Raw genomic sequence first — 13,733 nt, 5'->3', positions numbered from 1 at the left:
GCTATTCTTTGTCAAAAGAAGGATCATTCCTCCTGGATTGCCCAAAGAAATCTTTGCTGAAGCTAGTGTCTGTTCCAATTGAACGGTTTTTCAAGGGTAATCCCTTTTTAATAATATTTTCTCCGTACTTATTTTGCAAGTGTTCCATCGCTTCATACAGAGGTTCTTTTTCTGCATCCTCTTGAAAGGAGAAAATATCCAGTTGCTTGAAGGCCGACTCTTTTTCGATGACATCATAGGCCGTGACACCAAGAAGCCTGATTCCTTCCCCATTCCAATTTTTCATAAAGAGATCGATAGCTCCATCCAAAATATCCTTTTTTTCAAAAACAGGATTAGGGACCGTTCTGCTTCTCGTTATTGTGCGGCGGTCTTTGTAACGGATCGTCACACCTATTTTTTGACCAAGCAGGCGTTTATTTCTCAAACGGACGGCTACCTTTCCGGAAAGCTTATCCAATACACCTATCAGTTCTTTTTGATTGGAGGAGTCATGCGGAAGAGTTGTCGAGTTTCCAATGCTCTTATGCTCAAAAATCGCTTCGGGATCCACTGCCCTTGGGTCGATTCCATTAGCCCTATCTTTCAAACGGATGCCATTGATCCCTAGAAGCTGTTTAAGTTGACTATCATTGGCGTGTGCAAGGTCCCTGATCGTCATTATCCCGATAGTTTGAAGCTTTTCCGAGGTCTTATCCCCGATGCCATGCATTTGGTCCACTTGTAAAGGCCAGAGCTTTTCCGAAATGTCCCGTTTCCTTAACACGGTGATTCCCATTGGCTTTTTCATATCAGAAGCAGTTTTGGCCAAAAATTTATTAGGGGCAATCCCGATGCTGCAAGGGAGATCCATCGTATTAAAAATTCTTTCCTGAATGCTATTGGCTATATCTAAAGGCGAACCCAATTCGGCGCATTCACTAATATCCAGATACCCCTCATCTATCGAAACCGGTTCAACCATCTCTGTATATTGCCTTAAAACATCAAAAATAGCCAGTGATGCCTTTCGATAACGCTCGAAATTCGGTTTCTGAATGATTAATTGAGGACATAGTTTTTTCGCCTGCCAAATCGGCATGGTCGTTTTAACCCCGAACTTCCTCGCCTCATAGCTGCAGGTGACGATTATGCCCCTTCTTTCTTCAACATTGCCTGCAATGGCAAGCGGTTTGCCTTTTAATGAAACATCATATGACATTTCTACTGAAGCATAGAAACTATTCATGTCTACATGGAGAATGACCCTGCCATTTTTGGGATACATGTCCTTCATGTTTGACCGTCACATCCTTGTAAAATTAAAAAATACCGGATAATAGGCCCAATAAAAAACCACTTCTATTAAGGTACCCCTATTTATCTTTGGTAACCACGTTGAAAGATGCTTCCACTCCAAGAAAAACAGCCATCATGTCATTGATGACTGTAAATATATTCCTTCAATACTGTTAACACCTTGGCAAATATATACGAGTTTTTGCTGATAAATGATCGTAATCAAACGGCAACACCTTGAATATATTCGATAAAATCAAGATTTCACGTGTTCCTGGACAATAGTTTGATGGAGAGGATATCCGTCTTTATTGCAATCCACCTTTGACCATCATAGCCGGGAGCTGATTTACCTAGTTGCAGGATATCCCGGCAAGCAAGGCATCAGGCCTTTCGATGGAAACATGAATTCAATCGGCAAGGCATATTCATCGTCATTCTGCAAGAAATACGTCAGCCATTTTCGATTTACTCAGGAAACTCCCCTCCATCTCCCTGTCATATTTCGGGTGATTATTCCCCTGATACTTCTTTGATGATAGTGACAACCATTTCAGCTAGCTTGGTTAATTCCTCAACTGGGATTCTTTCATTCGTAGTATGGATATCTTCATAGCCCACTGCGAGATTGACAGTAGGGATGCCAAAGCCAGCAATGACATTCGCATCGCTTCCTCCGCCGCTTTTAACCAGCTCGCAAGGACGGCCGATTTTCTCTGCTGCCTTTCTTGCGATTTCGACTACATGATCACCAGCACCATATTTAAAACCAGGATACATGACGTTAACTTCAACTTCAGCACGTCCGCCCATTTCAATGGCTGCAGTCTCGAATGCCTCTTTCATTTTCGCTACCTGTATTTCCATTTTTTCAGGAATCAAGGATCTTGCTTCTGCAAGGATTTCAACATGGTCACAAACAATATTGGTTTGCTGTCCCCCCTGGAAACGTCCGATATTAGCTGTCGTTTCCTCGTCGATTCTGCCTAATGGCATTCTAGAGATTGCTTTGGCAGCGATCGTAATGGCCGAAACGCCTTTCTCAGGAGAGACACCAGCGTGAGCAGTCTTCCCTAAAATGGTTGCAGATACTTTCGCCTGAGTAGGTGCAGCAACAACCACATTGCCCACTTTTCCATCACTATCAAGTGCAAAACCGAATTTAGCCGTTACAAGGGAGCGATCCAATGCCTTTGCCCCTACCAAGCCAGATTCTTCACCGACTGTAATGATGAATTCGATTGTACCATGTTCGATATTCTGTTCTTTCAACACTTTAAGCGTTTCTAACATGACCGCTAATCCAGCTTTGTCATCCGCACCTAAAATGGTCGTTCCGTCTGACACTATGTATCCATCTTTGATGGAAGGCTTGATTCCGTTCCCAGGTACAACCGTATCCATATGGGAGGTGAAATAAATGGTATCTACGCCTTCTTTATTTCCTTTTAAAGTACATATTAAATTCCCTGCACCATGACCGGTAACTGCTGTTGTATCATCTTCAAAAACCTCTACACCCAGTGCCCCCAATTTTTCTTTCAGCACTTTGGCGATGGCTGCTTCATTTTTCGTTTCGGAATCAATCTGCACCAACTCCATAAATTCACTAACTAAACGTTCTTCATTTATCATAAAATAAAACCTCCAAAAAAGTTTTCCTCTTTAATTATACTTCTAAAAGCGGCGCCCCGGCAAATAATGTGAAAAGGAAGACCCCAGAATGGCATGCTGGTCATTTCCCTGCCAATAGGTCGTTTTAAAAAGGTGAATGTTGACTTATAAATGGTTTCTTTAAAAATGATATCTTCCCCAGTATGGAAAAGAGCCCAAAACAGATAGTTTGGGCTCCTTGCAATGTTGGATCACAACGGGATATTTCCGTGTTTTTTCCATGGTCGGGTTTCTTTTTTGTTGCGCAGCATATCAAGTGATTGAATGATTTTAATCCTGGTTTCACGGGGATCAATAACATCATCCACCATTCCAAGACTTGCGGCAACATATGGATTGGCGAACTTCTCACGGTATTCTTCAATTTTAGCTGCACGTGTCGCTTCCGGATCTTGGCTATTTTGAATTTCACGGGCAAAAATGATATTTGCCGCTCCAGCAGAACCCATTACCGCGATTTCAGCATTCGGCCATGCAAACGTAAGATCCGCACCGATGGATTTACTATTAAGAGCCACGTAAGCTCCTCCGTATGCTTTACGCAGAATGATCGTCAATTTTGGTACTGTTGCTTCCGAATAAGCATATAGCAGCTTTGCACCGTGGCGAATGATCCCGCCATGTTCTTGTTTAACGCCAGGGAAAAACCCTGAAACGTCTTCAAACGTAATTAGCGGAATGTTGAATGAGTCACAGAAACGAATAAAACGGGCAGCCTTATCTGATGAATCAATATCAAGTCCCCCAGCCAATACCTTTGGCTGGTTACATACAAGCCCCACTGATTTCCCTTTGATACGCGCCAAGCCGACCACTATGTTTTTCGCAAAACCCTCTTGAACTTCCATAAAGGAACCCTCATCGACAACTTGCTCCAATACTTTCCGAACATCATATGGACGGATCCCTTCATAAGGGACTACATCCGTTAAGTCCGGACGGTAGTCATCTTCATCGTCGGCTTCCAAAACAGGCGGCTTCTCTTCATTATTTTGTGGAAGATAACTCAGGAGACGTCTAACGTCCGCCAATACTTGCTCCTCAGATGCTCCCTTGAAATGGGCATTACCGCTTATGGTATTATGTACTGTCGCTCCACCCAATCCTTCAGATGAAATCTTTTCCCCTGTAACCGTTTCAATGACTTTAGGACCTGTTATGAACATTTGGCTCGTTTTTTCAACCATGAAGACAAAGTCGGTTATGGCCGGGGAATATACGGCTCCACCTGCACAAGGTCCCATAATAACCGAAATCTGCGGAATGACCCCTGAATAAATGGAATTCCGGTAAAAAATTTGGCCATATCCGTCAAGCGAAACCACACCTTCTTGAATACGTGCGCCACCAGAATCGTTCAAACCTATGAAAGGGGCTCCATTTTCCGCTGCCAAATCCATAACATTGGCAATTTTCAGAGCATGCATTTCACCGAGTGCGCCGCCAAAAACAGTAAAATCCTGTGAAAACAGATAAATGTCACGGCCGTTGACCTTTCCGTAACCGGTGACAACCCCTTCTCCTGGCCCTTCTTCCTTTTCCATGCCAAAATTGGTATTACGGTGTTTGATAAAAGGATTAAGCTCTATGAAAGTACCCGGATCAACTAAAAGTTCAATTCTTTCCCTTGCAGTAAGTTTGCCCTTTTCATGCTGCTTATCGATTCTTTCTTCACCGCCGCCCATTTCCACTTTGCGGCGTCTGTCATATAGGTCATTGATCGTATCGTATATGTCTGTCATTCCTGCTCCTCCTTTGATAATGCTTGTTCACAAAGCTCATATAATACACCCGCGGTAGACTTGGGATGAACGAAAGCAACATCCGCATTGTGCGCTCCCTTTCTTGATGAATCATCAATCATGCGCAATCCAGATTCTTTGATTTCTTTTATTCTCTCTTCGATGTCATCGACGCCAAGTGCCACATGATGAATCCCTTCACCGCGTTTTTCGATGAATTTGGCGATTGGGCTTGCCGGTGACAACGCTTCCAACAATTCCAAACGGGTATTGCCTGCCAGGATGAAGGCCACTTTCACTCCTTGGCTCCCAACTGTCTCGATTCCTTCAAGTTTCAATTTCAACGTTTCCGTGTAAAGTGGCAAGGCTTCCTCCAGTGACTTGACGGCAATACCTATATGGTCGATATTTTTAATCATCATAAAAACCCCCATGCTATGTATTATTGGATGACTCCATTAAAATACTACTAATCTTGCATTAAAGCCTTTTAAGATTCGGAATAATATGAACATTATACTTTTACTTGTTTCTACTAAATGTTCAAGTTAAAATAAAATCAATTAAACTGTTTTAAGGGAGAGAGCATATGGGAAACAAGAAAATTAGAAAAATCGTCGTGTATTTAATGCTTATCTCAATGTTATTAACGAGCTTATTATCAGGTATCGCATTTCTTTTGTAATAGAACCGTAGTAATTGGGAGGGGAGCAAAGCTTCCCTCTCTTTATTTTATCGCTCCATTTTTCTTTGCCAACGTTTTGAAATCCTCGTTCGATATGGTGATTAACACTTTAGTGCCGATGGGGACTTTTTCGTACAAACGCTCTACATCGGATTTAAGCATCCGTACACAGCCATTTGAAATGTATTTACCAATTGATGATGGCTGATTCGTACCATGAATGCCGTAAATCCTCCCATCGGTATTTCGTGCATCGAATCCAATCCACCGCGACCCCAGAGGGTTCCTGGGATCGCCGCCAGGAATATTTTTTTTCCGGTAATATGGATTGACTGCTTTTACTTTGACCGTGAAAATCCCTTCGGGTGTAAGTTCCTGACTCTTTCCCGTACCGACCGGCAGAATCTCCTTGACCTCATTATCATCAATAAACGCCAATTTATTGTTAGCTTTATTGATGATGATAAACGGATCGCCAGGCATAACCGATTGAGGTTGGGCTTGTACCTGCAACGGCCACAAAGGTAGCATAAGCAACAAAGAAAGGATCCATTTCATTTGTATCAATTCCTTCACTTTTTTGCTTAGTTTAAGCCAAGTGCCTCTTTTTCATTCGGTTGCTGTTCAGCTTGGGTAGTCCCTTGAAGGAATGCTTCAACAATAAATAACGCTCCATTTCCTTCATGAGCTGCAGTAATGCGGCCCTGGATTCGAACTCTTCCCGTGTCTGCGGCAGTGCCATTCCCCTAAAATGAATCTCCATTTCTTCAAGTTTCTTCAGATAAAGGATGGCCGTATTTTGTGGGTGGACGTTTTCTGCTAAATCTTCTATAAAATCAGCCACTATCCCGCTTTGCTTGACGACCAGTGGAATATTCGTGACCAGGGGCAGAATTCGTTCAATTATTTCAAATTGCTTTTCACGCATTTTGAAATAATGGTAATACAGGTCTTCTTCCCTTAAAAAATGATTTTCCACGTCCCTGAAGGCAAGGCTTTTGGCTTGATTAAGAAGATTGGCTGTTTCAGTGATTTCCTTACCATCCCATGTGTGATCATTATCCCTTAAATAGCGGACAATTCCCATCAAGATCGCACTAAAGTTCGTTTCGATGCTTTCCTGGTAGGCCAGCAGTTTGTCATCGACACTGGGCATGTACAGATTCATGACAAGCGCCACTCCAACTCCAACTGCGATTAATATCGTTTCATTGATCAGCAGGGAAAAAGTGATGTCACCCGCCCCGTATAGATGCATGATGATGACGCTGCTCGTCACAATCCCCTCATTAATCTTCAAGGCAACAGTCGTTGGAATGAAAATCAAGAGGATCAAACCTATTATCAGCGGATGGAATGCGATGAAATGAAAGAATAGGGTTGCATAGGCCATTGCGATCAAACAAGCTAAAAACCGGTGCCAGGAGGCATACACCGACTTCTTTTTTGTAACTTGAATGCATAAGATCGCAATTATTCCCGCAGCAGAGAAATACTCGAGATTAAGCATTTGTGCAATAATAATTGCCAGGGTAGCCCCCAAAGCAGTTTTAATCGTCCTGTATCCGATTTTAAACATTGTTATGTATCACCTGGCTCTTTCTCTATCTATTATAATACTATCAGGAAATCAGATATTTTCACAGTCCTTTGCGAGTTAAATTTCCAATTTTTCTAAATACATTCACGCAAAAATACGTTATAGGAAAAAAATAAAAAAGGTAACCTAAACGTTACCTTTTTTCACAATTATATACTATTTTCTATAGCTTATAAAACTTTTTCCAAGAAGTCTTTTGCACGCTGGCTTTTCGGATTGGAAAAGAATTCTTCCGGAGCACTTTCCTCAACGAGCAGACCCCCGTCCAGGAATAGTACACGATCGGCCACTTCTCTGGCAAATCCCATTTCATGCGTTACGATCAGCATGGTCATCCCCGTATGTGCCAGTGACTTCATAACCTCGAGCACTTCTTTTACCATCTCGGGATCAAGCGCTGAAGTCGGCTCATCGAAAAGGATTACTTCCGGGTTCATTGCCAATGCCCGTGCAATCGCGACCCTTTGTTTTTGCCCGCCTGACAGACGATTCGGATAAGCCGATTCTTTATCGGACAAACCGACTTTATTCAAGAGCTCACGAGCTTGTTTTACAGCCTCGGCCTTTGATAGTTTTTTCACCTTCATAGGTGCATATGTCAGATTCTCCAGTACGGTTTTATGTGGAAATAAATGAAAATGCTGAAATACCATTCCGACATTTTCACGCACTTTCATGATATTGGTCTTTTTTTCAGTGATGATTTGATCTTTAAACCTGATTTGACCATCAGTTGGAATTTCAAGCATATTGATGCAGCGTAAGAAAGTTGATTTTCCCGAACCGGAAGGACCGATGATCGCTAACACTTCACCCTGCCCTATCTCGGTGCTGATTCCTTTTAATACCTCGAGCTTACCATAATTTTTTTTGAGTCCATCAATTTTAATCACTGCGTCTCATTCTCCTTTCAATCACTTTGCCTAAGATGGTGAGAACCATGACCATCACATAATAAATGAGGCCGGCAAATAATATCGGCTCGAAGAATTTATATGTCTCACCGCCGACAATATAAGCACGGCGCATGATATCCCCTAATCCAATAATTGTGACAACGGCTGATTCCTTCGTTAAGGAAATCAATTCGTTAACAAGGGACGGCAGGATATTCTTGATGGCCTGCGGAAGGATAATATTAAGCATCATCCCTGAATAGGGAACCCCAAGTGCAAGCGAAGCCTCTCGTTGGCCTTTATCGACAGCTAAAATGCCTCCCCTGATAATTTCAGAGATGTATGCCGCTGAATTTAGCCCGAATGCTAAAAATGCTGCTTGGAACGCTTCGATTTGAATCCCTAATATTTGTGGTGAACCAAAATATATCAGCATTAATTGCAGCACCAAAGGGGTACCGCGAAAAATGGATGTATAAAAGTCAGCAATCCAATTTAAGGGCTTGATTCTGCTGATTTTAAGTATAGATAATAATATTCCCAAAACAAATCCGATTACTGCCGCTACCGCTACAACCTTTAATGTAGTCGGTATCCCCTCCAGGATATATGGAAGGGAAGGTATAATCCTTTCAAATTCCAGATTCACTCCATTCATCCTCTCTTATGAAGGCCTTTATCTTAGGTCCTTCCTCCTGCTTCATTTTAATAACAATAAAGCGCGGAAAAACGTTCAGAAGGCATACTAATCTCTTCTGAACGCTTTTCATCTCTCTGTATTATTCAGTTTCACTGCCACCGAACCATTTTAATATTAATTTTTCCATTTCACCATTTTCCATCATTTTTTTCAACTCGGCATTGAATTCTTCAGTTAACTTGCTTCCTTTTTGGAAAGCGATTGCCGAACCGGCATCTTGTTCACCAGATGCAATCAAATGGCCCACCAATTCTTTATTATCTTTCAAGTAGCCTTTTGCCACAGTATCTTCCATGATCACGGCATCAAAACGTCCTGTTGACATTTCTTGAACAACCTCAGGAATACGATTCCGTTTTTCAACTTTCATCCCGATATCTTGGGATTTATTCAAGTCATTTGCCAATGTCTCCTGAATGGATGCAAGCTGTACGCCTACGGTTTTCCCTTTTAAATCTTCAACAGTTTTGATTTTACTGTCCTTTGTCGTGATGATCATGTTTTTAGCTGTATAGTAAATATCACTGAAATCGACTGATTGCTCACGTTTTTCTGTTGGAGTCATTCCAGAGATAACGAAATCGACCGATTTATTTTCCAGAGCAGGCACAAGACTATTAAAGTCAATGTCCTTCACTTGAACCTCATAACCTAATTTTTTTCCGATTGCTTTAGCGATATCGATGTCAAATCCTTTGATTTCATCACTTTTAGATGTTTCAACATATTCAAATGGCGGATAATCCGCAGATGTTCCCATTACCAGGACCTTTTTGTCTTCTGTACCAGCTGTGTCCTTATCTTCTTTCCCGGATGTTCCGCATGCTGCTAAAATACCTACTAATAAAACAGAAGTAAGCAACAATGCTAACTGCTTTTTCAACTTCATTATTATTCCTCCAAAATGATATTTTCAATTCTCTTGTTATTGAATTTGGTTTAGTTAAAATTTGAATAACTAATATTCATACACTAATGTGTATTTTAACACACTCTTATAATTATTCAATAACGTAAATAATAGATTTATTTTTCAGAATATTGCTATAATTTCATTTCTAAGTTCCGCGCTTTGAGCTCCAAAGGGAATATATCGGCATCCTTATCTATCTTCTTTCCTAAATGCCCCTGACTTATGCAAAATCATGAATAAAAAAAACCGCCGAAAGGGCGGTTTTTTTTAGCTATGGCTATGGGCTTACACTTCTTCGCAATATTGATCGAAGTAGTCTTGTAATTTTTCTACTACAGACATCGGGTGGTGCCCTTCAATTTCATGACGCTCTATCATGGTGATGATTTTTCCATCCTTCAGCAATGCAAATGATGGGGATGACGGCGGATACCCTTCGAAATAATCACGGGCTTTCTCCGTCGCCTCTTTATCTTGCCCAGCAAAAACGGTTACAAGCTGATCTGGACGTTTATCATTATGGATTGCATGAGCAGCTGCAGGTCTAGCAATTCCCCCAGCGCAGCCACAAACGGAGTTTACCATAACAAGTGTCGTTCCTTTTTGTGCAAATACTTCCTCTACTTCCTCGGGAGTAGTCAATTCTGTATATCCAGCAGTCTTTATCTCATCGCGAGCCTGTTTGACTACGTCGTTCATTAAAAAATTAAAATCCATATTCATGGCATTTGCTCCTTCCAAGTTTTCTCTTCAATCCTATCATAACAATTGCCACTTCGTGATTCAATAAATTTACCTGTTAAACCGCATAAACCGTTCCGAACATGTTTAAATAGAAGCGAGAATCACGTGTGAAACCAACAGGACTTACAAAAGGATGGGGCATGCTAGGAGACATTCCACGCTGCCCCATCCTATTTCTTTTTTAATTTGATTTAAATGTTTCTGTAAAAGATTCAAAGGCCTGCTTAACAGCAGCAGTGACCGTTTTATTCCCTGACATCACTTGATTCTCGAGTATAGGGAGAAGACCTTTGACGGTTTCATTTTTATAAAACATCGTTTTAAGCTGGTGATCAATCAATGAATAAAGCCATTCCTTAGATTGCATTCTTCTCCGTTCTTGAAAAACACCCGCTTCCTTGGTCATATCGGAAAATTCATTCAATACATCCCAAAGCTCAGGAATTCCTTTACCGGTTATGGCGGAACAAGCATATGCCTTCCCTGCCCATCCCTTTGTTGCTGGCTGAAGGAAGTGCAAGATTCTGCTATATTCGGACTTCGTCCTAATCGCCAGCGGAATGTTCTCTCCGTCGGCTTTATTGACCACAATTCCGTCCACAAGTTCCAGAATCCCTTTTTTCATCCCTTGTAATTCATCTCCGGCACCTGTTAGGACAAGGAGCATGAAGAAGTCGACCATACTTCGAACTATGGCTTCACTCTGACCGACACCGACAGTTTCTATCAGTATCACATCAAATCCTGCCGCTTCACAAAGCAACATCGTTTCCCTCGTTTTGCGGTGAACTCCGCCTAGAGTGCCTTCGGATGGTGAGGGTCTTATGAAGGCATGGGGGTTTCTTGCCAATTCCTCCATCCTTGTCTTATCACCTAGTATACTTCCGCCATTGATCGAAGAGCTTGGATCGACGGCTAGAACGGCAACCTTATGGCCCCTGTCACATAAGTAGGTTCCGAACGTCTCGATAAAGGTACTTTTTCCGGCACCGGGCACTCCGGAAATCCCGATACGAATCGAGCTCCCTGTATGAGGAAGGATGGCCTGCAATAATTCCTGTGCATGATCTAAGTGGTGGGATGCATTGCTTTCAACCAATGTAATCCCTTTAGCTAGCTTGGCCCTGTCCCCTTTTATGATTCCCTCTTTAAGTTCATGGACCGGTATGTTTACATTATGTTTTTTGACGAATTTGCTTTTTGAAGGTTTGTTTTGGCTGGCTGCTAATTCCACACCTGGCTTTAATGAAGAAGCAAAACCTTCCTGATTGTTAAGATCGACCCATTCCGGCCTCTTGTCTTCACTCATTATTGGGCCACTTCCTCATATCCGAGGCGATTGTATATTTCCTGAAGCACTTTCTTCGCTGCCTGTGGAATGACCGTACCAGGTCCAAAAATGGCTGTAGCCCCATTTTCCATTAGGTAATCATAATCCTGTGCAGGGATGACGCCGCCTGCGATCACTATAATGTCCTCACGGCCCAAGTTCTTCAGTTCCGTCATAAGCTGCGGCAACAAAGTTTTATGGCCGGCAGCAAGGGAACTCATTCCGACAACATGCACATCATTTTCCACGGCTTGGATGGCGGTTTCTTTCGGTGTTTGGAATAATGGACCGATATCGACATCATAGCCTAAATCCGCAAACCCCGTTCCTACTACTTTAGCTCCACGATCATGACCGTCCTGACCCATTTTAGCCATTAACAAACGCGGTCTTCTTCCTTCATTTTCAAGGAACTCTTCCGTCATGCGGACGACTTCCTCAATTTCCGCTTCTTTTGAGTATGCCGAGCTATATACGCCGCTGATAGAACGGATCGTTGCTTTGTGACGTCCAGCCACCTCTTCGATCGCATCGGAGATTTCACCTAATGAAGCCCGTACTCTTGCAGCTTGCACAGCCAGTTCAAGAAGGTTACCTTCGCCAGTTCTGGCAGCCATGGATAGCGCTTGAAGAGCTTCATCCACCCTTGCCTGATCACGTTTCGCTTTTAATTCGCTTAAACGCTTAAGCTGACTTTCGCGAACTACTGTATTATCAATCTCCAGTATTTCAATAGGATCTTCTTTTTTCAAACGATACTTATTGACGCCTACGATCGTTTCATCTTGAGAATCGATTTTAGCCTGACGCTTTGCAGCGGCTTCCTCGATCCTCATTTTTGGAAGTCCGGTTTCAATTGCCTTCGCCATTCCTCCCAGACCTTCGATTTCTTCTATGTGAGCCCAAGCCCGTTCGATTAATTCATTAGTAAGCGATTCTACATAGTATGAACCCGCCCATGGATCGATTACTTTTGTGATCCCGGTTTCCTCCTGCAGATATAGCTGTGTGTTACGTGCAATGCGTGCCGAGAAATCAGTTGGCAGGGCAATGGCCTCATCCAATGCGTTCGTATGCAGGGACTGTGTATGCCCAAGTGCAGCCGCATGCGCTTCAATAAGGGTCCTTGCGACATTGTTAAACGGATCCTGCTCGGAGAGGCTCCAGCCGGAGGTTTGGGAATGAGTCCTCAATGCCATCGCTTTATTATTTTTCGGTTCGAATTGTTTCATCAGTTTTGACCAAATGAAACGAGCCGCCCTCATTTTCGCCACTTCCATGAAATAGTTCATTCCTACAGCCCAGAAAAATGACAGGCGTGGTGCAAATTTATCGATATCAATACCTGCTTTCATTCCGGTACGTGCATACTCAAGCCCATCCGCCAACGTATAGGCAAGTTCGATATCAGCCGGCGCCCCCGCTTCTTGCAGATGATAACCGGAAATGGAAATGGAATTGAACTTGGGCATATATTTGGATGTATACTCAAATATATCAGCTATGATTTTCATGGACATTTCAGGTGGGTAGATATACGTATTCCGAACCATGTATTCCTTTAAGATGTCATTTTGAATCGTGCCTGAAAGCTTATCCTGTGTTACGCCTTGTTCTTCAGCTGTCACGATATAAAATGCAAGGATGGGTAATACAGCACCGTTCATCGTCATTGACACGGACATCTGATCAAGCGGAATGCCGTCGAACAGGATTTTCATGTCAAGAATGGAATCAATGGCAACCCCCGCCTTCCCCACATCACCGACAACGCGCGGATGATCGGAGTCATAACCGCGGTGTGTCGCTAAATCAAAAGCAACTGAGAGCCCTTTTTGCCCCATCGCCAGATTACGCCTGTAAAACGCATTGGATTCCTCGGCAGTCGAAAAACCTGCATACTGACGTACCGTCCAAGGACGATTGACATACATCGAAGGATACGGCCCTCTTGTAAAAGGAGCGATGCCTGGCACACTTTCCATATGCTCCAAATCGCGATTATCTTCCTCAACATAAAGCGGTTTGATTTTTATTTGTTCATTTGTTTCAAACAGAAGATCCTCAATGTTTTTCCCAACTGCTTTTTCGGCTTCCTTTTTCCATGCTTCCACTGTACCTTTAATCTCAGACTTAGCAGGATTTATAGCAGAAAAATTCGGTTTTTTCAT

General features: G+C 42.6%; 13 protein-coding genes. 1 reads left to right on the top strand and 12 read right to left on the bottom strand.

Annotated elements, in window-relative coordinates:
* Window position 1: 1 nt before the first annotated feature.
* From FNK51_RS15040 to mce, 4 genes are all read right to left on the bottom strand, one after another.
* On the bottom strand, window positions 2–1,276 hold the full coding sequence (locus FNK51_RS15040) for a DNA polymerase IV (RefSeq protein WP_098369867.1): 1,275 nt from the start codon (window positions 1,274–1,276) through the stop codon (window positions 2–4).
* A 515-nt stretch (window positions 1,277–1,791) separates the two neighbouring features.
* Window positions 1,792–2,913 carry a tripeptidase T gene (locus FNK51_RS15035; protein WP_141993867.1) on the bottom strand — a complete coding sequence of 374 codons (1,122 nt, stop codon included), beginning with the start codon at window positions 2,911–2,913 and terminating at the stop codon, window positions 1,792–1,794.
* Window positions 2,914–3,143: 230 nt separating this feature from the next.
* Window positions 3,144–4,694, bottom strand: a complete 1,551-nt coding sequence (locus FNK51_RS15030) for an acyl-CoA carboxylase subunit beta (RefSeq protein WP_098369865.1) — start codon at window positions 4,692–4,694, stop codon at window positions 3,144–3,146.
* Complete coding sequence (gene mce, locus FNK51_RS15025; protein WP_141993866.1) at window positions 4,691–5,116, bottom strand: methylmalonyl-CoA epimerase; 426 nt, start codon at window positions 5,114–5,116, stop codon at window positions 4,691–4,693. Before mce ends, FNK51_RS15030 begins: the two co-directional genes overlap by 4 nt.
* Window positions 5,117–5,283: 167 nt before the next feature.
* Here mce and prli42 point away from each other — a divergent pair, with 167 nt between their 5' ends.
* Window positions 5,284–5,379 (top strand): stressosome-associated protein Prli42, encoded by a 96-nt coding sequence (gene prli42 / locus FNK51_RS26610; protein ID WP_155726463.1) that lies wholly within the window; start codon window positions 5,284–5,286, stop codon window positions 5,377–5,379.
* A gap of 42 nt (window positions 5,380–5,421) precedes the next feature.
* Here prli42 and FNK51_RS15020 read toward each other — a convergent pair whose 3' ends face one another.
* From FNK51_RS15020 to scpA, 8 genes are all read right to left on the bottom strand, one after another.
* Window positions 5,422–5,937: a L,D-transpeptidase gene (locus FNK51_RS15020; protein ID WP_098369863.1), complete on the bottom strand. Its 516-nt coding sequence runs from the start codon at window positions 5,935–5,937 to the stop codon at window positions 5,422–5,424.
* Window positions 5,938–5,968: 31 nt separating this feature from the next.
* Complete coding sequence (locus FNK51_RS15015) at window positions 5,969–6,958, bottom strand: aromatic acid exporter family protein (protein WP_141993865.1); 990 nt, start codon at window positions 6,956–6,958, stop codon at window positions 5,969–5,971.
* A 191-nt stretch (window positions 6,959–7,149) separates the two neighbouring features.
* On the bottom strand, window positions 7,150–7,872 hold the full coding sequence (locus FNK51_RS15010) for an amino acid ABC transporter ATP-binding protein (protein ID WP_141993864.1): 723 nt from the start codon (window positions 7,870–7,872) through the stop codon (window positions 7,150–7,152).
* The gene (locus FNK51_RS15005; protein WP_063233181.1) at window positions 7,865–8,524 is read right to left on the bottom strand and encodes an amino acid ABC transporter permease; all 660 of its coding nucleotides are present in this window, start codon (window positions 8,522–8,524) and stop codon (window positions 7,865–7,867) included. The genes FNK51_RS15010 and FNK51_RS15005 overlap by 8 nt, the downstream gene beginning before the upstream one ends.
* A 130-nt stretch (window positions 8,525–8,654) precedes the next feature.
* Window positions 8,655–9,458, bottom strand: coding sequence for a transporter substrate-binding domain-containing protein (locus FNK51_RS15000; RefSeq protein WP_181762271.1), 804 nt, complete (start codon window positions 9,456–9,458; stop codon window positions 8,655–8,657).
* A 315-nt stretch (window positions 9,459–9,773) separates the two neighbouring features.
* Entirely contained in the window at window positions 9,774–10,211 is a 438-nt protein-coding gene (locus FNK51_RS14995; protein ID WP_034308239.1) for a BrxA/BrxB family bacilliredoxin, read from the bottom strand.
* Between the two features lie 202 nt (window positions 10,212–10,413).
* Window positions 10,414–11,541 carry a methylmalonyl Co-A mutase-associated GTPase MeaB gene (gene meaB, locus FNK51_RS14990; RefSeq protein WP_141993862.1) on the bottom strand — a complete coding sequence of 376 codons (1,128 nt, stop codon included), beginning with the start codon at window positions 11,539–11,541 and terminating at the stop codon, window positions 10,414–10,416.
* A complete protein-coding gene (scpA, locus tag FNK51_RS14985) occupies window positions 11,541–13,733 on the bottom strand; it encodes a methylmalonyl-CoA mutase (protein WP_141993861.1) in 2,193 nt (730 codons plus the stop codon). The genes meaB and scpA overlap by 1 nt, the downstream gene beginning before the upstream one ends.

The organism is Bacillus sp. B4EP4a (assembly GCF_006680105.1).
GTDB lineage: Bacteria > Bacillota > Bacilli > Bacillales > DSM-1321 > Peribacillus > Peribacillus simplex_E.
This window is presented reverse-complemented; position numbering and strand designations above follow the sequence as displayed.

Excerpts from the sequence above, each read along its gene's own strand:
- FNK51_RS15040 (WP_098369867.1), bottom strand. The coding sequence starts at position 1,276 with ATGAAGGACATGTATCCCAAAAATGGCAGGGTCATTCTCCATGTAGAC.
- FNK51_RS15035 (WP_141993867.1), bottom strand. The coding sequence starts at position 2,913 with ATGATAAATGAAGAACGTTTAGTTAGTGAATTTATGGAGTTGGTGCAG.
- FNK51_RS15030 (WP_098369865.1), bottom strand. The coding sequence starts at position 4,694 with ATGACAGACATATACGATACGATCAATGACCTATATGACAGACGCCGC.
- mce (WP_141993866.1), bottom strand. The coding sequence starts at position 5,116 with ATGATGATTAAAAATATCGACCATATAGGTATTGCCGTCAAGTCACTG.
- prli42 (WP_155726463.1), top strand. The coding sequence starts at position 5,284 with ATGGGAAACAAGAAAATTAGAAAAATCGTCGTGTATTTAATGCTTATC.
- FNK51_RS15020 (WP_098369863.1), bottom strand. The coding sequence starts at position 5,937 with ATGAAATGGATCCTTTCTTTGTTGCTTATGCTACCTTTGTGGCCGTTG.
- FNK51_RS15015 (WP_141993865.1), bottom strand. The coding sequence starts at position 6,958 with ATGTTTAAAATCGGATACAGGACGATTAAAACTGCTTTGGGGGCTACC.
- FNK51_RS14995 (WP_034308239.1), bottom strand. The coding sequence starts at position 10,211 with ATGAATATGGATTTTAATTTTTTAATGAACGACGTAGTCAAACAGGCT.
- meaB (WP_141993862.1), bottom strand. The coding sequence starts at position 11,541 with ATGAGTGAAGACAAGAGGCCGGAATGGGTCGATCTTAACAATCAGGAA.
- scpA (WP_141993861.1), bottom strand. The coding sequence starts at position 13,733 with ATGAAAAAACCGAATTTTTCTGCTATAAATCCTGCTAAGTCTGAGATT.